This window comes from Streptomyces sp. NPDC001153 (assembly GCF_053598315.1).
Genome location: NZ_JBSFJZ010000012.1, coordinates 108,533 through 130,033 on the forward strand (window position 1 = coordinate 108,533; position 21,501 = coordinate 130,033).

At 70.3% G+C, this 21,501-nt stretch carries 21 protein-coding genes and 1 pseudogene; 8 read left to right on the top strand and 14 right to left on the bottom strand.

Annotated features, from left to right (window positions below; translation table 11 throughout):
• Nucleotides 1–287: 287 nt before the first annotated feature.
• The 6 genes and pseudogenes from ACWDEN_RS15925 to ACWDEN_RS15950 all read right to left on the bottom strand — a co-directional run bounded on the left by ACWDEN_RS15925 (nucleotide 288) and on the right by ACWDEN_RS15950 (nucleotide 5,934).
• On the bottom strand, nucleotides 288–1,445 hold the full coding sequence (locus tag ACWDEN_RS15925) for an acyl-CoA thioesterase/BAAT N-terminal domain-containing protein (protein WP_450859457.1): 1,158 nt from the start codon (nucleotides 1,443–1,445) through the stop codon (nucleotides 288–290).
• A 207-nt stretch (nucleotides 1,446–1,652) separates the two neighbouring features.
• The gene (locus ACWDEN_RS15930; protein WP_450859458.1) at nucleotides 1,653–2,072 is read right to left on the bottom strand and encodes a hypothetical protein; all 420 of its coding nucleotides are present in this window, start codon (nucleotides 2,070–2,072) and stop codon (nucleotides 1,653–1,655) included.
• A gap of 57 nt (nucleotides 2,073–2,129) precedes the next feature.
• A complete protein-coding gene (locus ACWDEN_RS15935; RefSeq protein WP_450859459.1) occupies nucleotides 2,130–2,633 on the bottom strand; it encodes a hypothetical protein in 504 nt (167 codons plus the stop codon).
• 114 nt (nucleotides 2,634–2,747) lie between these two features.
• Entirely contained in the window at nucleotides 2,748–3,941 is a 1,194-nt protein-coding gene (locus tag ACWDEN_RS15940) for an extracellular solute-binding protein (RefSeq protein ID WP_450859460.1), read from the bottom strand.
• Nucleotides 3,942–4,033: 92 nt separating this feature from the next.
• Nucleotides 4,034–4,270: pseudogene (locus ACWDEN_RS15945) on the bottom strand (MmyB family transcriptional regulator); the annotation flags it as partial.
• A gap of 224 nt (nucleotides 4,271–4,494) precedes the next feature.
• Nucleotides 4,495–5,934: a gamma-aminobutyraldehyde dehydrogenase gene (locus tag ACWDEN_RS15950; protein ID WP_351604679.1), complete on the bottom strand. Its 1,440-nt coding sequence runs from the start codon at nucleotides 5,932–5,934 to the stop codon at nucleotides 4,495–4,497.
• 170 nt (nucleotides 5,935–6,104) lie between these two features.
• On the opposite strand from ACWDEN_RS15950, the gene ACWDEN_RS15955 reads away from it, so the two are divergent.
• The 6 genes from ACWDEN_RS15955 to ACWDEN_RS15980 all read left to right on the top strand — a co-directional run bounded on the left by ACWDEN_RS15955 (nucleotide 6,105) and on the right by ACWDEN_RS15980 (nucleotide 11,859).
• Entirely contained in the window at nucleotides 6,105–6,626 is a 522-nt protein-coding gene (locus tag ACWDEN_RS15955; protein ID WP_351604677.1) for an Lrp/AsnC family transcriptional regulator, read from the top strand.
• Nucleotides 6,627–6,645: 19 nt separating this feature from the next.
• A complete protein-coding gene (locus ACWDEN_RS15960) occupies nucleotides 6,646–8,010 on the top strand; it encodes an aspartate aminotransferase family protein (protein WP_351604675.1) in 1,365 nt (454 codons plus the stop codon).
• Between the two features lie 196 nt (nucleotides 8,011–8,206).
• Nucleotides 8,207–8,953 (top strand): ABC transporter ATP-binding protein, encoded by a 747-nt coding sequence (locus ACWDEN_RS15965; protein WP_351604673.1) that lies wholly within the window; start codon nucleotides 8,207–8,209, stop codon nucleotides 8,951–8,953.
• Entirely contained in the window at nucleotides 8,935–10,467 is a 1,533-nt protein-coding gene (locus ACWDEN_RS15970) for a hypothetical protein (RefSeq protein ID WP_450859461.1), read from the top strand. The genes ACWDEN_RS15965 and ACWDEN_RS15970 overlap by 19 nt, the downstream gene beginning before the upstream one ends.
• 108 nt (nucleotides 10,468–10,575) lie before the next feature.
• On the top strand, nucleotides 10,576–10,983 hold the full coding sequence (locus tag ACWDEN_RS15975; RefSeq protein ID WP_351604670.1) for a VOC family protein: 408 nt from the start codon (nucleotides 10,576–10,578) through the stop codon (nucleotides 10,981–10,983).
• Between the two features lie 189 nt (nucleotides 10,984–11,172).
• A complete protein-coding gene (locus tag ACWDEN_RS15980) occupies nucleotides 11,173–11,859 on the top strand; it encodes an LAETG motif-containing sortase-dependent surface protein (protein ID WP_351604668.1) in 687 nt (228 codons plus the stop codon).
• A gap of 90 nt (nucleotides 11,860–11,949) precedes the next feature.
• Here ACWDEN_RS15980 and ACWDEN_RS15985 read toward each other — a convergent pair whose 3' ends face one another.
• From ACWDEN_RS15985 to ACWDEN_RS16010, 6 genes are all read right to left on the bottom strand, one after another.
• Entirely contained in the window at nucleotides 11,950–12,750 is an 801-nt protein-coding gene (locus ACWDEN_RS15985; RefSeq protein ID WP_450859462.1) for a maleylpyruvate isomerase family mycothiol-dependent enzyme, read from the bottom strand.
• 25 nt (nucleotides 12,751–12,775) lie between these two features.
• Nucleotides 12,776–13,795 (bottom strand): ABC transporter ATP-binding protein, encoded by a 1,020-nt coding sequence (locus ACWDEN_RS15990; RefSeq protein ID WP_351604666.1) that lies wholly within the window; start codon nucleotides 13,793–13,795, stop codon nucleotides 12,776–12,778.
• Between the two features lie 28 nt (nucleotides 13,796–13,823).
• Nucleotides 13,824–15,425: an ABC transporter permease gene (locus ACWDEN_RS15995; RefSeq protein ID WP_450859497.1), complete on the bottom strand. Its 1,602-nt coding sequence runs from the start codon at nucleotides 15,423–15,425 to the stop codon at nucleotides 13,824–13,826.
• Nucleotides 15,426–15,469: 44 nt separating this feature from the next.
• On the bottom strand, nucleotides 15,470–16,546 hold the full coding sequence (locus ACWDEN_RS16000) for a thiamine ABC transporter substrate-binding protein (RefSeq protein WP_450859463.1): 1,077 nt from the start codon (nucleotides 16,544–16,546) through the stop codon (nucleotides 15,470–15,472).
• 231 nt (nucleotides 16,547–16,777) lie between these two features.
• Nucleotides 16,778–17,884, bottom strand: a complete 1,107-nt coding sequence (gene rlmN, locus ACWDEN_RS16005) for a 23S rRNA (adenine(2503)-C(2))-methyltransferase RlmN (RefSeq protein ID WP_351604663.1) — start codon at nucleotides 17,882–17,884, stop codon at nucleotides 16,778–16,780.
• A gap of 608 nt (nucleotides 17,885–18,492) precedes the next feature.
• Entirely contained in the window at nucleotides 18,493–18,783 is a 291-nt protein-coding gene (locus tag ACWDEN_RS16010; RefSeq protein WP_351604661.1) for a hypothetical protein, read from the bottom strand.
• A 251-nt stretch (nucleotides 18,784–19,034) separates the two neighbouring features.
• Here ACWDEN_RS16010 and ACWDEN_RS16015 point away from each other — a divergent pair, with 251 nt between their 5' ends.
• Nucleotides 19,035–19,703, top strand: a complete 669-nt coding sequence (locus ACWDEN_RS16015; RefSeq protein WP_450859464.1) for a hypothetical protein — start codon at nucleotides 19,035–19,037, stop codon at nucleotides 19,701–19,703.
• Nucleotides 19,704–19,902: 199 nt separating this feature from the next.
• On the opposite strand, the gene ACWDEN_RS16020 is transcribed toward ACWDEN_RS16015, so the two are convergent.
• Complete coding sequence (locus ACWDEN_RS16020) at nucleotides 19,903–20,109, bottom strand: hypothetical protein (RefSeq protein WP_351604657.1); 207 nt, start codon at nucleotides 20,107–20,109, stop codon at nucleotides 19,903–19,905.
• Nucleotides 20,110–20,356: 247 nt separating this feature from the next.
• Between ACWDEN_RS16020 and ACWDEN_RS16025 the strand changes: the two genes are divergently transcribed.
• The gene (locus ACWDEN_RS16025) at nucleotides 20,357–21,010 is read left to right on the top strand and encodes a YceI family protein (protein ID WP_351604656.1); all 654 of its coding nucleotides are present in this window, start codon (nucleotides 20,357–20,359) and stop codon (nucleotides 21,008–21,010) included.
• Nucleotides 21,011–21,021: 11 nt separating this feature from the next.
• Here ACWDEN_RS16025 and ACWDEN_RS16030 read toward each other — a convergent pair whose 3' ends face one another.
• Nucleotides 21,022–21,468 carry an SRPBCC family protein gene (locus ACWDEN_RS16030; RefSeq protein WP_351604654.1) on the bottom strand — a complete coding sequence of 149 codons (447 nt, stop codon included), beginning with the start codon at nucleotides 21,466–21,468 and terminating at the stop codon, nucleotides 21,022–21,024.
• Nucleotides 21,469–21,501 lie beyond the last annotated feature (33 nt).

Here is a 21,501-nt window from a genome sequence, read left to right on the forward strand (position 1 = left end):
CCGCGACGGCTGCCGGTGATGGTGCCCGGCATGTTCCTGGTGGTCGAGCCCTTCGACGCGTCCACTCGGCGTCCCCCGGGGCCGGGACCGAAGGTGCTGCGGAACCGCGCGCAGGCAGGTGCCGGTGCCGGTGCCGCCCTTGAACACCCGGCGGGTGGTGGTGCGGTGGTGCGCCGGGCCCGCTCGTGCGCGAGGGCGATTTCGGCGCCCGAGAGCGTGCGCGCCGCGACCGCCGGGACGAGCGGATGTCGGCCATCCGGCGCCCGGCGCCCTGCGGCGTACTGTCGTCAGTGCCGGGCGTCGGCGAGGAGCGCGAGAACCTTGGGCCAGCCCCGCTCTCTCGCCGCGGCGTCGGCGGGCCGGCTGCCGCCCAAGGGGGTGGTCGCACCACTGGTGGGGTTGACGAAGCTGATGCCCTCGGCAAGGTAGGGGAAGGTCCCGACGCCGTGCCCTGCCCCTGGGTAGATGAGGGTCTGGTGGGGGTGACGGTCGTGGTCGTCCTTCAGTTGGGCGGCGATCTGTCCGGTGAAGGAAGGGGAAGGCCACAGGGCGTCGTCGGCACCGGCGATGGCGAGCAGCGGTCCACTGAGGTGGTCCAGCGGTATCAGGCCCTGTGAGATCGGCCGGCCTCGGTAGGTCCAGGCGTCACCGCCCGCGGGGAAGCCCGGGCCGACGAGGGAGGAGGGCGAGTACACGACCACTCCATGGACCAGCCGGGAGTAGTCCTCGGTCAGGAGCAGGGCGGCCTCGCTGCCGCGGGAGTAGCCCATCGCGACGAGGTGGGCGGGATCCGTGGCGGGCTGGGCCGCCAGCAGACGGGCGGCCGCCGCGAAGTACTCCAGCGGGATGTCGCGCAGGGCCGCGGGCAGGCCCGGCATGCGGAAGTAACCGAGCGCCAGTGCCGGGTAGCCGTGGGACGCCAGCAGAGCGGCCTCGAACGGCATACCGACTCCGCCCTCCGATCCGCCGAAGGCCAGGACGGCCGGATGGCGCGGGGTGCCCGGTGGGGGCAGAAACAGCTTCCCGGCCACCTTGTCGTGGGCCAGGGTCAAGTCCCTGCTCCGCACGCCCGGCGTCTCCCATGCGCGGGTGAGGGTCCGGCCCGCCAGCGCGCGTCCGTGCGCGGTGACACTGATCCGCACCGTGTACGAGGGAGCGGTCTCGGGGTAGGGACGGAGGAAGATCGCCTGATCGGGATCGCCGGAAGGCGGCCTCATCGACCAGAACAGCCCCATGCCGTCGGCCCGGTCGTAAGTCCCCGACCGCGGCCGCGTCGTGGTGAGGTCGACGGTGCCGTGGTCGTCCGCCGTGAAGGTTGCCCGTGCTCGCCAGACCTTGCCGTGGTAGTCGGTCGCCGAGGAGCCGACGACGACCTGGTCGTGCGGTGCCAGGTCCTTGATCGTGATGTGTACGGCTTGATCGGCCAGGGCTACCGGCGCGTCCACGTCGATGGCCGCGCGGGTACTGACAGGCGCCGCCGGTGAACATCCTGCCGCCGCCCACACGACCATCAAGGACATCGCGGTGCGCCAGGCCCACCGCAGTGGCCGCCGCTGAGACATCGTGACCCCCGTCGCCTCAGGAATGATCCACCACTTCTGCCACCGGTGGCTACGGCTGTCAAGGCGGCGCCGGCCGGCGCCGGCCGCCTGTCAGGAAAGGTCGTCGCGCCCCAGCCAGGCCGGCTTGACCGGCACTCCGTCCGGGTACCGCTCGACCTGGTCGACGTGGTCGGCCTGCTCCTCCGGCTCGGCATCGGGCTCACTCGGCGCGTCCACCGGTTCCGGTACGACGGGCGCGGCGGAGTCCTCCAGCAGCTCCGCCACCGTGAACCGCGTGGCGAAGGACTGCCACGCCCCGTCGACGACGAGCAGAAACCCGTCCCCGACCCGAAGGAGCCGGCGGCGCCTGGGACTTCTGGGGTGCTCGGGCGAGTAGCTGCGAGCCCGCCGCTCCAACTCCGCGAGCGCGTCGGCACGAGACCCGCGGACATGCGCGATCACGTCGGCCTCGATGTGCTTACGGTCGCCGGCACTCCTGGTCGTCTCGACGACCAGCCCCCATATCGTCATGCTCTCCGCCCCGTGCAGGTTTCCTGACCCGGCCAAGGATGGCCGAACACACCACGGTCAGCATGACACGCTCGACGTCTGAATCGGATTGCACAGGGAGGACCACGAGGGCAATTCCCGTTCGATGCGCTCCCGGCTCAGGGCGGAGTAGTCGGGCGGAGCGTCACTGCTCCCCTCCACTTCCAGGACATGGAATTCTGCCCGTGTGCCCGCGACGACGAGTTGCGCGTCAGGAAAGACCTCGCATCTCAAGCGAAACGCATCAGCAGTACGGTTGGGCAGGCTGGACACTACTGTCAGAGCCGCGACAGGCACGTGGATCGGCGACGCCTCCCAGCCGAAAGAGCTCAGTCCGCGCACGACAAGCAGTGCCGCGTTTCCGGCATCGAATTGCAGCGAGGTGCGCAGTTCGAAGAGAAGTGCAGCCGTCGACGTCAGCTGGCACACACGGGAGTCGACCAACTGGGCTTCTTGCAGGGCGTCGGCCTCCCTCAGGGGATCCGGGGCCGCCGCCTCGAGGAGAGCGGGGATTTCGCGCCTCGCTGCAACGAGACTGTTCACTGGGATCATTGTGGCACCGTAGGTCGAAAGCCGCGGGCTGCGAACGGGGGTTCATCGGTGCGCGACGGTGAAATGGCCGAAACAATCCTCGTCACAGATCATGAAATCGGAAGGCTACAACCCCACGATCCTGTTCCACCGCTTCGCGAAGTCCACCCGCTCCGCGGAGGTGATGTCCCGGGCGATCACCAGGCGCTTGCGCATGGCGGAGTCCGGGAAGATCAGGGGGTTGTCGGCGAGCGATGCGGTGTCCTTGTCCTTCGAGGAGGCCAGGACGTCCTGAGCGGCGGGCACCGGGCAGACGTAGTTGACCCAGGCGGCGAGCTCCGCGGCGGTCTCGGGGGCGTAGTAGTAGTCGATCAGGCGCTCGGCGTTGGCCTTGTGGCGGGCCCGGTTGGGGATCATCAGGGAGTCCGACCACAGCTCGGCGCCCTCCTCGGGGACGACGAAGCGGATGTCGGGGTTGTCGGCCTGGAGCTGGATGACGTCGCCGGAGTAGGCCTGGCAGGCGAGGACGTCCCCGCTGACCAGGTCCTTGGTGTAGTCGTTGCCGGTGAAGCGGCGGATCTGGCCGCGGTGGATCTCGCGCTCCACCACGTCGCAGACGTTGTGGAAGTCGTTCGCCGTCCACCGGGAGATGTCCACGCCGTTGCCCTGCATCAGCAGCGCGAAGGACTCGTCCAGGCCGGACAGGAGGGTCACGCGGCCCTTGAGGTCACTCGCCCAGAGGTCCTTGACGTGCCGGATCTCGCGGCCCAGCTTCTTGCGGTTGTAGGCGATGCCGGTGATGCCCGACTGCCACGGCACCGTGAACCTGCGGCCCTTGTCGAAGGCGGGCGAACGCAGCAGCGGGTCAAGGTGCTTGGCCACGTTCGGCTGGTGGGCCCGGTCCATCTCCTGGACCCAGCCGAGCCGGACGAACCGGGCGCACATCCAGTCGCTGATGACGATCAGGTCGCGGCCGGTCGACTGATGGTTCATCAGCGCGGGGCTGATCTTGCCGAAGAACTCGTCGTTGTCGTTGATCTCCTCGACGTAGTCCACGGAGATCCCGGTGCGCTTCTCGAAGGCGTCCACGGTGGGCCGCTTGTTGGGGTTCTTGTCATCGGTGTCGATGTACAACGGCCAGTTCGCCCAGGTCAGTCTCTTGTCGCCCGCGGACTCGTCGGCGACGGCCCGGTCACCGGGCGCGACATAGGCGGCGGGCACCCCGCAGCCGGCCAGGGCGCCGAGCGCGGCGGTGCCGCCGAGTGCGCGCAGGAGGGAGCGGCGGGACATCGGCGACGTACGCGAAGAAGTCTGGGGCATCCCGGAAGGATGCCGTTCCCCGCGTCGGAGTCACAATCGACGCTGCGTCGAGCAAGCCCCGGTCTGCCCGACACCTTGTCGATCAGTGCCGTTCACGCACCGGCCGCCGGTCCCCGGCTGCCGATCGGTTCCGGGGCCTGGGACGCCTCCGTCTCCAGGGCCGGAAGACAGCTGACCAGCACCTGGCCGGGGCCCTTGTCCGCCGCGTCCTGGTGGGCCCACAGCGCCGCGGACTCCTCGCTCTTCATGGCGAGCGTGCCGACGAGGGAGGCGGGCGCCGGATCGTCGGGACAGCGGCCCACGCTCACCCGCAGGAACGCCACGGTGGCTGCCGCCTTCGTTGAGGTGCGCGAACGTCCGCCGGTCCTCGGGCACTTCGCCGAAGTCGCCGAAGGCCACCGTGGTGAGCGCGTTCCACGCCGGCACCTGGGTGAGGTGGCCGCGACTCACTGAGCAGGAACTGGAGTTCGTGGCGGCGCAGTGACACAGCGCGGCCCCGGACGGGAACGGGAACGTGAACCCGTCCGGGGCCGCGCACTGCTGTCGTCCGTGCCTACTCGCCCAGCGACGTCATGACGTGCTTGATCCGCGTGTAGTCCTCGAAGCCGTACGCCGACAGGTCCTTGCCGTAGCCGGACTTCTTGAAGCCGCCGTGCGGCATCTCCGCGACCAGCGGGATGTGGGTGTTGATCCACACGCAGCCGAAGTCGAGCTTCTTGGACATGCGCATCGCGCGGGCGTGGTCCTTGGTCCACACCGAGGAGGCGAGGGCGTACTCCACGCCGTTGGCGTACGCGACGGCCTGGTCCTCGTCGGAGAAGGTCTGGACGGTGATGACCGGGCCGAAGACCTCCTTCTGGATGATCTCGTCGTCCTGCTTGACGCCGGAGACGACCGTGGGCGCGAAGAAGTAGCCCTTGTCGCCGACGCGCTTGCCGCCGGCCTCCACGCGCGCGTGGGCGGGCAGCCGCTCGATGAAGCCCTCGACCTGCTTGAGCTGGTTGGGGTTGTTCAGCGGGCCGAAGAGCACGTCCTCGTCGTCGGGCCGGCCGGTCTTGGTGTCCTCGGCGGCCTTGGCCAGCGCGGCCACGAACTCGTCGTGGATCGACTCGTGGACGAGGACGCGGCAGGCGGCCGTACAGTCCTGGCCGGCGTTGAAGAAGCCCGCGACGGAGATGTCCTCGACGGCCTTGGCGATGTCGGTGTCCTCGAAGACGACGACCGGGGCCTTGCCGCCCAGCTCCAGGTGGACCCGCTTGAGGTCCTTCGACGCCGACTCGGCCACCGACATGCCGGCCCGGACCGAGCCGGTGATGGAGGCCATCGCCGGGGTGTCGTGCTCGACCATCAGCCGGCCGGTCTCGCGGTCGCCGCAGACGACGTTGAAGACGCCCTTGGGCAGGATCGAACCGATGATGTCGGCGATCAGGACGGTGGAGGCCGGGGTGGTGTCCGACGGCTTGAGGACCACGGTGTTGCCGGCCGCGATCGCGGGGGCGAACTTCCATACGGCCATCATCATCGGGTAGTTCCAGGGCGCGACCTGCGCGCAGACGCCGACCGGCTCACGGCGGATGATCGAGGTCATGCCCTCCATGTACTCGCCGGCCGAGCGGCCCTCCAGCATCCGCGCCGCACCCGCGAAGAAGCGGATCTGGTCGACCATCGGCGGGATCTCCTCGGAGCGGGTGAGCCCGATCGGCTTGCCCGTGTTCTCCACCTCGGCCGCGATCAGGTCCTCGGCGCGCTCCTCGAACGCGTCCGCGATCTTGAGCAGGGCCTTCTGGCGCTCGGCGGGGGTGGTGTCGCGCCAGGCCGGGAAGGCGCGGGCGGCGGCCTCCATCGCGGCGTCCACGTCCGCCTCGCCGGACAGCGGCGCGGTCGCGTACGCCTCGCCCGTCGCGGGGTTGACCACCTCGGTGGTCCGTCCGTCGGCGGCGTCCCGGAACTCACCGTCGATGTAGTTGCGCAGACGACGCAGCTCGGTGCTCACTGCCGGCCTCCTGATCTGGTTCTTTCCGTCCACTCACTGAGACACCCACCCTAGCCGTCGGGCCCACGTTTTCAACACCCCCACAGCCGCGACTTCTGCGAAATCCGCACGACCGCAGGGTCCAAACAACGGATTTCATCGATCGGGGCTTGCGAAACTGTCGAGACCTCGTGCACAGTGAGGTCGTGGCCAGTCGAAGCGCAGACCAGAGGGACTCCACCCGCGAGTCCAGGAACGGCGGCACCCCCCAGCTGGATGCCGTCTCCCTCGCCATCATCCAGCAGCTCCAGGAGGACGGCCGCAGGCCGTACGCCGCGATCGGCAAGGCCGTCGGCCTGTCGGAGGCGGCCGTGCGCCAGCGCGTGCAGAAGCTCCTGGACCAGGGCGTGATGCAGATCGTCGCCGTCACGGACCCGCTCACCGTGGGCTTCCGCCGGCAGGCGATGGTCGGGATCAACGTCGAGGGCGATGTCGAGTCGATCGCGGACGCGCTGACCGGCATGTCGGAAGTCGAGTACGTGGTGATGACCGCGGGCTCGTTCGACATCCTCGCCGAGATCGTCTGCGAGGACGACGACCACCTGCTGGACGTCATCAACAAACGCATCCGGTCCCTGCCCGGCGTGCGCTCCACCGAAAGCTTCGTCTACCTGAAGCTGAAGAAGCAGACCTACATGTGGGGAACCCGATAACCGTGAGGACCCGATAACCGTGAGCACCAAGGACCTCAGCCGCACCGCGTACGACCACCTGTGGATGCACTTCACCCGCATGTCCTCGTACGAGAAGTCCCCCGTCCCGACCATCGTCCGGGGTGAGGGCACCTACATCTACGACGACAAGGGCAAGCGCTACCTCGACGGTCTCGCGGGTCTGTTCGTGGTCCAGGCCGGTCACGGCCGTACGGAACTCGCCGAGACCGCGTTCAAGCAGGCGCAGGAGCTGGCCTTCTTCCCGGTGTGGTCCTACGCCCACCCGAAGGCCGTCGAGCTGGCCGAGCGCCTCGCCGACTACGCCCCGGGCGATCTGAACAAGGTCTTCTTCACCACCGGCGGCGGCGAGGCCGTGGAAACCGCCTGGAAGCTCGCCAAGCAGTACTTCAAGCTGACCGGCAAGCCCACCAAGTACAAGGTCATCTCGCGTGCGGTCGCCTATCACGGCACCCCGCAGGGCGCCCTGTCCATCACGGGTCTGCCCGGTCTGAAGGCGCCGTTCGAGCCGCTCGTCCCGGGCGCGCACAAGGTGCCGAACACCAACATCTACCGCGCCCCGATCTTCGGCGACGACCCGGAGGCCTTCGGCCGCTGGGCCGCCGACCAGATCGAGCAGCAGATCCTCTTCGAGGGCCCGGACACCGTCGCCGCGGTCTTCCTGGAGCCGGTGCAGAACGCCGGCGGCTGCTTCCCGCCGCCGCCCGGGTACTTCCAGCGCGTGCGCGAGATCTGCGACAAGTACGACGTGCTGCTCGTGTCGGACGAGGTCATCTGCGCCTTCGGCCGCCTCGGCACGATGTTCGCCTGTGACAAGTTCGGCTACGTCCCGGACATGATCACCTGCGCCAAGGGCATGACCTCGGGATACTCCCCGATCGGCGCCTGCATCATCTCCGACAAGCTCGCCGAGCCGTTCTACAAGGGCGACAACACCTTCCTGCACGGCTACACCTTCGGCGGCCACCCGGTGTCCGCCGCGGTGGGTCTGGCCAACCTCGACCTGTTCGAGCGCGAGGGCCTGAACCAGCACGTGCTGGACAACGAGGGCGCCTTCCTGCAGACCCTGCAGAAGCTGCACGACCTGCCGATCGTCGGCGACGTCCGCGGCAACGGCTTCTTCTACGGCATCGAGCTGGTGAAGGACAAGAACACCAAGGAGTCCTTCAACGAGGAGGAGACCGAGCGCGTCCTGTACGGCTTCCTCTCCAAGGCGCTGTTCGACAACGGCCTGTACTGCCGTGCCGACGACCGCGGCGACCCGGTCGTCCAGCTCGCCCCGCCGCTGATCTCCAACCAGGAGACCTTCGACGAGATCGAGCAGATCCTGCGCGCGACGCTGACGGAGGCATGGACCAGGCTCTGAGCCTGATTCGTCCGATCAGCTGATGTGTACCGGCCCCGGTGCCGCCCGTTCGAGTGAGAACGGCGGCCCGGGGCCGTGTGCTGTCCGGCCTCCCGGTGACCGCTGCCTAGCGTTCCAGTGACCGATCGGCCCAGCCTTCGTTCCCCCGGACGAGGGAACAGGCACGGGAAAACGGATCAGAACGAGGTGTGCACCCATGGAGGCCGAGGCCCCGCCGGACAACGACGTGCTCTGGGCACGCTCCCTGCACTTCAGGCACCCCGACGGCTCCCCCGGGCTCGCCGGGGTCTCGCTCGGCGTGCGCGAGGGCGAGATCCTCGCCGTCACCGGACCGCGCGGCAGCGGCAAGACGACCCTGCTGCGCTGTCTGTCCGGCCTGGTACCGGTGCGCAGCGGCGAGGTGTGGTTCAACAGCGCGCCCCTGCACACCCTGGGCCCGATGCGCCGGGAGCGGGTGCGCCGGGACCGCTTCGGCTGGATCGACACGGCCCCGGTCCTGGTTCCCGAGCTGAACGCCTGGGAGAACGCCGCGCTGCCCCTGATGCTGCGCGGCGCCAGCCGCCGCAGGGCCAAGGTCGCGGCGCTGGAGTGGCTGGAACGGCTCGACGTCGGCGACCGGGCCCGCACCCGCCCGCACGAACTCCAGCAGGCCGAGCGCCAGCGCGTGGCCATCGCCCGGGCGCTGGCCCCGGCCCCCACGGTCCTCTTCGCCGACGAGCCCACGGCTCCGCTGCACCGCGCCGACCGCACCCACGTGCTGCGCACCCTGACCACGGCCGCCCGCTCGCACGGCATCACCGTGGTCCTCGCCACGCACGACGCCGACACCGCCGCCCTCGCCGACCGCACCGTCGCCCTGCTGGACGGCCGGCGCGTCAGCACCGTGCACCTGCCCGACGCCCCCGAGACGGAAGGCCGCGCCGCGTGGTCGCTCTCCGTCTGACCCGGGCGGCCCGGCCCGCCGTCCAGCTGCGCCGCCTGCTGGTGGCCGCGGCCTCGGCGGGCACCGGCTTCCTCCTGCTGTCCTGCTTCGGTTACGCCCTGAACCACCCCGAGGCCGCGGACGCCGCCGTGCTGCGGCTGGCCTGGTGCGCGGTGCCGCTCGCGGCGACGGTGTACTTCGCGAGCGCCGTCGCCCGCACCGACCCCGGCGCCCGGCCGCGCACGGGCCTGTCCGCCGTGGGCCTCGGTCCGGCGCGTCTGATGGCGATCTCCGCGCTGACCACGGCCCTGTCCTGCACGCTGGGCTCGCTGCTGGCCCTGCTGGTCTTCCTCCACCTGCGCGGCGACCTCACGGGCGTGCCCTTCCACGGCGCGGCGGCGGACTTCCTGGCGGCGGGTCAGCACCTGCCCGTCCCGGCGACCCTCACCCTGCTGGGCGTGGTCCCGGCCCTCGCCTCGGCCACGGTGGCCCTGGCCCTGCGCCCGACGGACCCCCGCCCCGCCACCCCGCTCCTGCGCAGGTACGGCCGCTTCGGGGCGTACGGCTCCTCGGCGGCGCGGGAGACGTTCGGGGCGTACGGGAGGTTCGGGGCGCGGTTGCGGCCGGGGGCCGGCGATCCTCGCGGCAGGCACGCACGGGACAGTCACGCAGGGGATGAGCACGGGCAGGACGAGCAGGGTCGGGTCGAGCACGTACAGGACGAGTACGGGCAGGACAAGCACGACCAAGGCGAGAACGGACAGGGGGACGACGGCGCGCAGCCCGGTCGCCGGCCCGCGGGGGCACGCGACGACGGCGCGCAGCCCCATCCGCGTCCCGCGGGCGGTCGTACCGACGGGGCGGCTCCCGCCCCCGGTCAAGGCGGCACCCTCACGAAACCGGACGGCGAGACCGATCCCGAGCCCCCGATGCCGGAGGGCGACCTGGCCGACGTCGTCCCCGGCCCCCGGAACGCCGCCCCCATCGGCCTGCCCTGGGGCATCGCCCTCCTGGCCACCGGCCTGGCGGTCCAGTCCTACGCCGACCGCGCGAACGCCGCCGTACTCCTCGGCTGGCTGCTCACCGCGACCGGCCTGGTGCTGGCCGCCCCCGGCCTCACCCACCTGTGCGGCCGTCTTCTGCAGTCCACCCGCCCGGGCGCCCTGCGTCTCCTGGCCGGCCGGGTCCTCATGGCGGAGGCCATCCGCATCGGCCGCCCCCTGGGCGTCGTCTGCGCGGTCGCGTCCGCCGGCTACGCCATGACCACGCTGTACGCCGGCTCGGCACCGGCGTTCGGGCCCCTGACCACCCTCGGCGCGCTGCTCGTCACCGGCTGCACGGTTGCCACCCTCCTCACCGCGGCCGTGGAGACCCGCCAGTGCCGGGCCGACACGACCGCCGCGCTGCTGCGCCTCGGCGCCCCGGCCTCGATGCTGCGCACGGCCGCCGTCCTGCGCGCGGCGGTCCTGATGGCGCTGTTCGGCCCGCTGACCCTGCTCGTCGCCACCCTGGCGGCCCTCCCCGTGAACCGCTGAAAGCGCACCGCCGAAAAAAGATCTCCGGCGACCGATGAGTTCTCCCGGGGCCCCCGGTCTGTCCCACCGAACACGCCGACCCCAGTACGGACCACCAGGGAGAACCTCATGTACCAGCAGATGATCTTCGTGAACCTGCCCGTGAACGACCTCGACGCCTCGAAGAAGTTCTTCACGGAGCTCGGCTACACGATCAACCCGCAGTTCAGCGACGAGAAGGCCGCGTCCGTGGTGATCAGCGACACCATCGTCGCGATGCTGCTCACCAAGCCGTTCTACGCCACGTTCACCGAGAAGGAGATCGCCGACGCCACGAAGACCAGCGAGGTGCTGGTCGCGCTGAGCGCCGAGAGCCGCGAGAAGGTGGACGAACTCGTGGACAGGGCCCTCGCGTCGGGCGCCACCCCGAGCGGCCGGACCCAGGACCTCGGCTTCATGTACGGCCGCGCCTTCGACGACCTCGACGGCCACACCTGGGAGGTCATCTGGATGGACCCGGCGGCGGTTCAGGGCTGACACTCCGACCAAACATCGCGGCAGTTAATAAGCAGGTAAAGCCAACGCCCCCTGGCGGCATATGCATTGACACTGCTTACGGAGCGCTTATAGACCTGTGAGCCTCTTGGGGGTGTTGGGGCGTCAGTTCGTCCGTCACCCCAACACCCCCTCAGCCCCCCGCAGTTGTGCACTCTGTAAAGGACAAACGTGTCCATAACTCGCCGCAGCGCACGCCGTTCCGTGCGCATCCTGGGTGTTTCCGCCGCCTCTGCCGCCGTGGTGCTGGGCCTGTCCAGCTCCGCGTCCGCATGCGTCATCGGTGACTTCAAGGCCGAAGCCAAGTGCGACGGCGACAAGGGGGTCATCGTCGTCACCGACAACGACTCCTTCGGCACCCCGGCCCACGTCAGCGTGTTCCTCAAGGACAGCAGTGGCGTCGAGACGAAGGTGGGCGACAAGGAGGTCAAGGGCTCGGCCGCCGGCACCGCGGTCACCTTCGCGGAGGACTGGAAGCCGAGCGCGACCTACCGCGTCCACATCAAGGCGGCCAACATCCTCGACGAGGACATCACGCCCGACCTCAGCACCCCGTCCACCGCCTGCAAGACCGGCAGCCCGACGCCGACGGGCTCCCCGACGCCGAAGCCGTCGCCGTCGCCGTCCACCCCGGCCGGGTCGGCGACCCCGACCCCGTCGGCCTCCTCGTCCGGCTCCGCCCCGGCGGGCACGGCGAGCAACGCGCCGTCCCCGGCGGCCGGCAGCTCGAACCTCGCCGAGACCGGTGCGAACTCCAACACCCCGCTGATCGCCGGTATCGCCGGCGCGCTGGTCGTCGTCGGCGGTGGCGCGGTCTGGCTCGGCATGCGCCGTCGCGGGGCGCGCGGCGACAGCTGACGCCTCCCCCGTCGGTACCGATACACCACCTCCGCGGCCCGTCCCCCTATCCCCAGGGGACGGGCCGCGGTCGTACGCAGGCGCCCGCGCTCAGCCGAAGGTGGCCCGCGCCAGCCAGAAGTCGAGCGTGCCCCGATCGCCCAGGACCTCAAGGCCGGGGCTGTCCAGCGGCAGTCGGCGGTAGAAGGCGAGCAGCACCGAGGTGAGCGGGCCGCGCAGCGCGACCGTGGCCTTCTCGTGGCCGCGCCGCCAGCTGACGCCGTCCGGGCCGAACTCCAGCAGCCACTCGGCGTTCAGTGCCGGGTCGGCGTCGGTGGCGTGCAGATGGACGGAGCGGGCCGGGCCGTCCAGGCGCAGAGCCTCCTCATGGCCGCGGACCTGCTGGAGGAAGACGGCGAAGTCCAGCCACTCGTCCATCGTGTCGACGGCGATCTCCGGCGCGAGTTCGTAGTCGAGCCCGGCGGCGAGGGTCGCGTCGGCGCGGTGGACAGTGATCTCGTGGGTCATCCGGCGCGCCCAGAACCCGGAGACGGCCCTCCCCGGGATGAAGCTCCACACCGCGGTGTCCGGGCCGGCCTCGCGCAACGCCGCGACGACCAGCTCACCGGCCTCCGCCAGCCACTTGTCGAGCGCCGCCGCGTCGCCCCGCTCCTCGGGCCCGGAACCGAGCGGCACCTGGTCGCGGGGGACACGTTCCTGCGCCCTGGTGCGCACGATCGTCTCGACCCACCGCAGGGCGCCGCCCATATGGCGTACGAGGTCCTCCAAGGACCAGTCGGGGCAGGTCGGCACGGTCGCGGACAGATCGGCGCCGGAGGCCACCACGGCCCTCAACTGCTCGACCTGCCGGGCGATTTCATCACAGTAGCGGTCATGCGCGAGCAAGGTCATGCCGCTCAGCCTAGAGGCACGGCGATCAATCGAGCACGACGATTTCGGCCGCGTCGAACTCCACGCCCACCGCGTCCCCGGCCTCGGGTGCCTCCCGCAGCGCGCACGCCGCCTCAAGGAGCGGCCCGTCCGCGGGCTGGAGGCGGACGGCCACATGGGTGCCCTTGAAGGTGCGCGCCGTCACCGTGCAGGGCAGACCGGCGTCGGCCGGCACGAGCCGTACCCCGGCCGGCCGGACCAGCAGCGTGCGGCTGCCCTGCGGGGAGCCGTCGGGGACCGGCAGCTTGCCCCAGGGGCTGTCGGCGGCCGTACCGGCGACGGTCGCCGGTACCACGTTGTCGAAGCCGAGGAAGCGGGCCACGAAGGCGTCGGCGGGCCGCTGCCACACCTGGAGCGGCGTGCCGGACTGCGCGATCCGCCCGTCCCGCATCACCACCACCCGGTCGGCCAGCGCGAACGCCTCGCCCTGGTCGTGGGTCACGGCGAGCACGGTGGTGCCCAACCGGCCGAACAGCTCCCGGAGTTCGGCCACCAGGCGTTCGCGCAGCGAGCGGTCGAGCTGACCGAGCGGCTCGTCCAGCATGAGCAGCCGGGGCCGGGGCGCGAGCGCCCTGGCGAGGGCCACGCGCTGCTGCTCGCCGCCGGACAGGGAGGCCACGGCCCGCCGGGCGGCCCCGGGCAGCCCGACCAGGTCCAGCAACCGCCCGACCTCGGTGTCCCGTCGGCCCTTGGCGACGCCGTGCATGCGCAGCCCGAACGCCACGTTCGCGCCGACGTCCCGCTGCGGGAAGAGCTGGTGGTCCTGGAACATCAGGCCGACGCCCCGCTTGTGAGCGGGCACGCCCGACTGGTCCCGGCCGTCGAGCAGGACCCGGCCGTCGGACAGGGGCTGGAGTCCGGCGACCGCCCGCAGCAGGGTCGACTTCCCGCTGCCGCTGGGGCCCAGCACACACACCACCTCGTGCTCGGCGACGTCGAGACCGACCGCGTCGAGCACGGCCCGCCCGCCGAAGCGCACGGTCGCGGCATCGAGGCTCAGCAGCATCGAGAACTCCCCGGTCCGGTCAGCAGCATCAGAACTCCCCCGTCCGGTCGGTGCGCAGCCGCTCCAGGATGAGCAGCGCGGCGGCGCACACCACCATCAGAATGGTCGAAAGGGCCATCGCCTGGCCGTAGTTGAGGTCTCCGGGGCGGCTGAGCAGCCGGGCCACGGCGACCGGAAGCGTCGGGTTGTCGGGACGGGCGATGAACACGGTCGCCCCGAACTCGCCGAGCGAGACGGCGAACGCGAACCCAGCCGCGACCAGCAGCGCCCGCCGCACCATCGGCAGATCGACCTCCCGCCACACCCGCCAGGGCGAGGCCCCGAGCACGGCGGCGGCCTCCCGGAGGCGTGCGTCCACCGCGCGCAGCACGGGCAGCATGGTCCGTACGACGAAGGGTGCGCCGACCAGCGCCTGGGCGAGCGGGACGAGGATCCAGGACTGTCTGAGGTCCAGCGGCGGCTTGTCGAGGGCGATCAGGAACCCGAAGCCGACGGTCACGGCGGAGACGCCCAGCGGCAGCATCAGCAGCGCGTCGAAACCCCGGACCAGCCGTCCGGCGTCCCGGCGGGCCAGCGCGGCGGCGGCGAGACCTCCGATCACGACGGCGATGGCGGTGGCGGCGACGGCGTACTGCAGCGAGGTCCACACCGCGTGCACGGGCGCCACCAGGAACGTACCGCCGTCGGCGTTGGTCAGGGCCCGGTAGTAGCCGAAGCCCGGGGCGTCCAGGGAGCGGCGGACGAGGACGGCGAGGGGCAGGACGAGCAGCAGGGCGACGGTGACGAGGACGCCGGCGAGCAGGGCCCACTGCCCGGTGCCGCGCGGGCGGCGGGCGGTCGCCCCGGGGTCGACCAGCCGCAGCGCGGTCTCCCGGCGCCGTACCGTCCAGGCGTGCACGGCGAGGATCGCGCCGACGGCGGCGAACTGGACGAGGGTGAGGACGGCGGCCGTGGAGAGGTCGAAGACCTCGGAGGTCTGCCGGTAGATCTCCACTTCGAGGGTGGAGAAGGTGGGGCCGCCGAGGATCTGGACGACACCGAACGAGGTGAAGGTGAACAGGAACACCATCAGCACGGCGGCGGCCACGGCGGGCGCGAGGGCCGGGAGGGTGACCTTCCGCCAGGCACCGAACGGAGACGCGCCCAGCATGCGGGCGGCCTCCTCCTGCCGGGGGTCGAGCTGGGACCACAGCCCGCCCACCGTCCGTACGACGACCGCGTAGTTGAAGAAGACGTGGGCCAGCAGGATCGCCCACACCGTGGTGTCCAGCCGTACGCCCCACAGCTCGTCCAGCAGCCCGCCATGCCCGACCAGGGCGAGGAACGCGCTGCCGGCGACGACGGTCGGCAGCACGAACGGGACGGTGACGACGGCCCGCAGGACCTGCTTGCCGGGGAAGTCGAGACGGGCGAAGACGTACGCGGCGGGCAGCGCGAGCAGCAGGGTGAGCGCGGTGGAGGCGAGTGCCTGCCAGGTGGTGAACCACAGCACGTGCCGGATGTCCGGCTGCGTGACCACGTCCGCGATCCGCCCCAGCTGCCAGGCGCCGTCGACCTTCAGCCCGCGCGCGACGATCGCGGCCACGGGCCAGGCGAAGAACAGCGCGAAGAACGCGACGGGCAGGGCCATCAGCCCGAGCCGCGCCGCGCTCCCCGTACGGGCCTTCCGGTCCGCTACTTCAGTACGAGCGAGGTCCACGACTTGACCCACTGGTCACGGTTGGCGGCGATCTTGCCGGGGGCCATGGTCTCGGGGTGCTCGGCGGCCTTGCCGTACTCGGTGAACTCGGCGGGCACCTTCGCCCCGTCGACCACCGGGTAGACGTACATGTTCAGCGGCATGTCCTCCTGGAACTCCTTGGAGACCAGGAAGTCGATGAAGGCCTTGGCACCCTTGGGGTTCCGGGCGTTGCCGAGCAGCCCGGCGAACTCGATCTGCCGGAAGCAGGTGCCGTACGACACTCCGGTCGGGGCGGTGCTGGGCCGCTTCTTGGCGTAGATGACCTCGGCGGGCGGGGAGGAGGCGTACGACACGACGAGCGGCCGGTCCCCGCCGGCCTTCCTGCCCTCCGACGAACCGGAGAACTCCTGGTAGTAGGCCTGCTCCCAGCCGTCGACGACCTTGACGCCGTTGGCCTTGAGCTTCTTCCAGTAGTCCTGCCAGCCGTTGTCCCCGAACTGGGCGGCGCTGCCCAGCAGGAAGCCGAGGCCGGGCGAGGAGGTGGCGGCGTTCTCGGTGACGAGGAGGTTCCTGTACGCGGGCTTGGCGAGGTCGGCGAAGGTCTGCGGCGGAGTCAGACGGTGGTCGGCGAAGTACTCCTTGTCGTAGTTGACGCAGATGTCGCCGTAGTCGACCGGTGTGACCCGGTGCTTTTCCTTGTCGAGCTGGTAGGCGGCACCGGTCTTGTCGAGGCCCTTGGCGGTGTACGGCTGGAAGAGGCCGTTGTCGAGGGCGCGGGACAGCAGGGTGTTGTCGACGCCGAAGAAGACGTCGCCCTGCGGGTTGTCCTTGGTGAGGATCGCCTTGTTGACGGCCTGCCCGGCGTCGCCGTCCTTGAGGACGTGGACCTTGTACCCGGTCTTCTTCTCGAAGTCCTGGAGCACGTTCTTGGACACGGCCCACGAGTCGTGGCTGACGAGCGTCACGTTCCTGGAGTCCGCCGACGACTTGGCGTCGCCGCCGGAACCGCACGCGGACAGCGCGATCAGGCCGAGCCCGACCGCCACGGCCACGAAGGTCTTGTTCTGCACTGGATGTCCTCCTGGGGTTGGCCAGGAAGAGACGCGGCCCCGCCCGGGCCTTTCGGGGAAAGGACCCGGGCAGGGCGCAACAGCTTGAGTGATGACCGAACTCCCTACCCAGAATGACCTGGGCGAGGTTCAGAGGGTCTGCGGCCCTGTCCGCCGCACTCTCAGCGCTGTGGCGCTCCCCTGTCGGAATATGAAGGTGTCTGGATAGGAAGATATGTGGACCGGCCCAGATTACCGCTCGGTGGCCGCGAGCTGACCACAGGCTCCGTCGATCTCCTGGCCACGGGTGTCCCGGATGGTGACGGGCACACCGTGCGCGGCGATGGCCTCGACGAAGGCCTTCTCGTCCTCGGGCCGCGAGGCGGTCCACTTGGAGCCCGGCGTCGGGTTGAGCGGGATGAGATTGACGTGCACGGGCTTGCCCTTGAGCAGCCGGCCGAGCCGGTCCCCCCGCCACGCCTGGTCATTGATGTCGCGGATGAGCGCGTACTCGATGGACAGCCGGCGCCCGCTCTTCTCGACGTACTCGAACCCGGCGTCGAGCACCTCGCGCACCTTCCAGCGGGTGTTGACGGGGACGAGGGTGTCACGCAGCTCGTCGTCGGGGGCGTGCAGGGAGATCGCGAGCCGGCACTTGAAGCCCTCGTCGGCGAACCGGTGGATGGCCGGCACGAGCCCGACGGTGGACACGGTGATGCCCCGCTGGGACAGCCCCAGCCCGTCCGGAGCCGGATCGGTCAGCGCCCGAATGGCACCCACGACCCGTTTGTAGTTGGCGAGCGGCTCGCCCATGCCCATGAAGACGATGTTGGAGAGCCGGGCAGGCCCGCCGGGCACCTCACCGTCCCGCAGCGCCCGCATCCCGTCCACGATCTGGTGGACGATCTCGGCAGTGGACAGATTCCGGTCGAGCCCCGCCTGCCCGGTCGCACAGAACGGGCAGTTCATCCCGCACCCCGCCTGCGAGCTGATGCACATGGTGACCCGGTCCGGGTACCGCATCAGCACCGACTCCACGAGCGTCCCGTCGAACAGCCGCCACAGCGTCTTACGGGTGGTTCCCTGGTCGGTCGACAGATGCCGCACGACGGTCATCAGCTCGGGGAACAGTGCGTCCTGGAGCTTGGCCCGCGATCCGGCGGGGATGTCGGTCCACTCCTCCGGGTCGTGCGCGTACCGCGCGAAGTAGTGCTGCGAGAGCTGCTTGGCACGGAACGGCTTCTCACCGATCTCGGCCACCGCGTCCTTGCGCTCGGCGGGTGTGAGGTCGGCAAGATGCCGCGGCGGCTTCTGAGCACCGCGCGGGGCGACGAAAGTGAGTTCTCCGGGCTTAGGCATGGCTGTACCAGTGTCGCAGATCCACATGGGTGACCTGGGGGCCGTGGGCCGCTACGAGTGTCGGTAGTAGTCGTAGCTGGTTGTAGCTGGTCGTGACTGATCGGCATCGGACGCCCCTGACGAAGGCCCCGAGGGCCGGGAGCTCATCCCGTGCGGCATGGCCGTGATCTCGGCCGGCGCTACGGCGTTCGGCACGCCGTCGGACCACTGGCTGAGCGAGCATTGTGGTCATGCGTCTTGACGAACTGAACCCTGGCGAGCGCCAGTTGTGGAACCGCTTCGCGCAGGGGGGCGCCGTCGACGTCCGCCGCGGGGCGTCATCGGAGGAGCCGACCGTAAGGGCCGAGGTCATCGCAGCGCTCCTGCTCGGCGCCGGCGACGAGTCTGCTCCAGGGGACCGCCCGGCGCTGCGTCTGACCGGGGCCCGCATCACAGGCCTCTTGGATGTGCGCTTTGCGGAGGTCCTGATGCCGGTCGTCCTGGCAGACTGCAGCTTCGACGCGGTGCCACTGTTGCACGGAGCCAGGATCCACGAGGTGGTCCTCACCGGATGTGCGCTGCCGGGGCTCGATGCCGGTATGGCCCAGATCGACGGCAGGCTGGTGCTGTCACGGTGCCGCCTGAACGGCCCGCTGCTGCTCACCCGGGCCCAGATCCACGGTGATGTCGACCTGAGACAGACAGTGATCAAGGCGCCGGACACCGAGGCGATATCCGCCGTCCATCTGCGCGCCGGTGGCGACATGCTGTGCAGGAACCTGGACGTCGAGGGCGGGTTCCGCATGTCCGGCGCCTCCGTCTCCGGTGAGTTCGACCTCGAGGGCGCCACCCTCAGCAACCCGGGGGGTCACGCCCTGGATGCCTACCACGTCCAGGTCACCGAGGACTTCACCTTCCATCCAGGCTTCACCGCCGAGGGACGGATCATCCTCTCCGGCGCCACAGTCGGCGCGGCGATCGGCTTTTGCGGGGCCCGGCTGTGCAACTCGGGCGATATCGCCCTGGAGGCCGTCGACGTCAGCGTGAACCGCAACTTCGACCTCGGTGAGGGGCTCAGCGTGGAAGGCGGCATCAAACTCGACGGCAGCCGCATCGGTACCCGGCTCAGCTTCCGCGACGCCATCGTTGCAAATCCGGGGGGGGCACCGCCGTGTCCCTGCGCCTGGCCCAGGCCCGGGAATCCGACCTGCGCACTCGGCAGCCGATCGACGGCACTGTTGACGCGAGCAGCGCCCACCTGGGCACCTTGTACGACGCCCCGGACTCCTGGCCTGCTGATCTCCGACTCGCCGAGACCGTCTACGACAGCCTCGCCACCCCGCTCACAGCCCCCGAGCGCCTTGACTGGCTCCGACGCGGCACTGACGGGTATGTCCCGCAGCCGTATGAGCAACTCGCAACTTCATACCGCCGCCTGGGCCACGAGGACGAAGCACGCACGGTCCTCCTTGCCAAACAACGCCACCGCCGCGCCGCCCTTCCGCTCCACCGCCGCCTGTGGGGCCACATCCAGGACGCGACTGTCGGCTACGGCTACCGGCCCCTCCGCGCGGCCCTGTGGCTCCTGGCGCTGCTTGCCATCGGCACCCTCTTCTTCACGCAGCGCCCGCCGGTACCGCTCGAAGCGGGCAAGACCCCACCGTTCAACGCCCTCTTCTACACGGTGGACGTGCTGCTCCCGATCGCCAGCTTCGGTCAGGAAGCCGCCTTCGCGGCCCGCGGCACCGGTCAATGGCTGGCCTACGGTCTGACCGCCGCCGGCTGGATCCTCGCCACCACCGTCGCTGCCGGAATCTCTCGGGCGATCAGCCGCCAGTGACCCTCCAGATGACGACTCGCACGCGCACCGGGCTACCCAGGTCCAGGAAGGCCGTGGATCGCGTGCTTCCGCCAAGGCCATGTGAGCCTGACGGCCCAGAGACGGCCCGGTGATCCACACCAGGCCCCCTGTCCGCGCCGAAAGCGCCGAGGACGGCTCAGCCGGGCGTGGCTGAGCCGCTCCTCGTCCGATGTGCCGATCAGATGCAGGGGACGTTGGCGAAACCCGGGTAATAGAAGCGCCCGGCCGGACCAGCGCTGTGGATGCAGAGGTCGAAGCCGGGACTCTGGGGCTTCGGGTTCTCGGTGGCGGCGGTCGCGGTCGGAGCGACGAAGAGGGCCGCTCCAAGGATCATTACCGCCACCGCCGATTTCTTGCCCGGCATGCGCCTCCGGGATGTCTTCATTGCCGCCCTCCTTCGGGCCGAGACGGGAGCGCCGCGCGGTTCACAGGGCGACAGTTCGGCGCTCACTGTTCCGGCTATCGTCATATGCCGCAGACATATCGTCAACACCCTGAATCGGGGCATTTCGGTGAGGGGGGTCGTCACTCCTGTGAGAGCTCCGGCGGGCTGTGAAGTTCTGCTGACGAACGGTCGGGTTTCCTGGTCGGACCTTGTCGCGCCCCTCGGCCTGGCGTTACCCACATGAACCATGAACCTTTTCGGCCGCAACTCCTCCCACCGGCGCGCGCAGCCCTCCGCCGCCGCTCCCGTGGCGACCGCCGCGCCGGTGGCCCGTGCCACCGCCGTTCTGCCCGCCCCCGAGCTCGCGGGCCTCACCGGCGAGTGGCTGATCGATCCCGCGCACAGCAGGATCGGGTTCTCCGTGCGGCATGCGATGGTGACGACGGTGCGGGGCGCCTTCACCGAGTACGAGAGCCGCCTCCACTTCGACGGCCGCGACCCGGCCCGCTCCCGGGCCGACATCGTGCTGTACACGGCCAGCGTCGACACGGGTGTCGAGCAGCGCGACGCGCACCTGATCGGCCGGCAGTTCCTGGACGCCGGGGCGCATCCGCGGATGACCTTCACCAGCACGGCCGTGCGGCTCGTGGGCGAGGACGTCTACCGGATGACCGGCGATCTCACGATCAAGGACACCACCCGCCCCGTCGACCTGGAACTCACCTACATCGGTCATGTCGTCGACGCGTTCGGTGACGAGCGGGTCGGCTTCGACGGCACCACCACCATCAACCGCTCCGACTGGGGGCTGGCCTACGACGCCCGGCTGGCCCAGGGCGGGGCCATGGTGAGCGAGAAGGTCCGCCTCCAGTTCGACATCGCCGCCATCCGGGCCACCTGAGGACCGTCCGGTTAGGCGGCGGTGTGCTCCAGCCGCTCCTTGAGCAGCCGCTCGTTCTCCGGCAGCTCCCTGCGGACCTGGGGGCGTACGACGAGGGGGATCAGCACCCTGCCGAGGCCATGGCCCTCGAAGTCCAGGTCCATGGTCACACGGGTACGGCCGTCGGGGAGCGGGGTGACCTCGCCGTGGACCCTTCCCCGGACCGGACCGTCGGTGCCCTGCATGCTCCATGAGCGCGGCGGCTCGAACTCGGTGACCCGCATGGTCAGCGGGACGTCGCGGCGGCCGACGTGGCGGGTGATCCGGATCCGGGACCCGAGTCCGAAGGGGCTGTCGTCGAGCTGCTCGACCGACACCGCGCTCTTCTGCCACTCCGGCAGGTGGGACGGGTCGCTGAGATACGCCCAGACCTCGCCGGAAGACCGGTCGACGTCGATCTCTTCATGGAAGGCGGACATGAAGCCCTCCTTTTCCGGATAGGGGGCTTATAT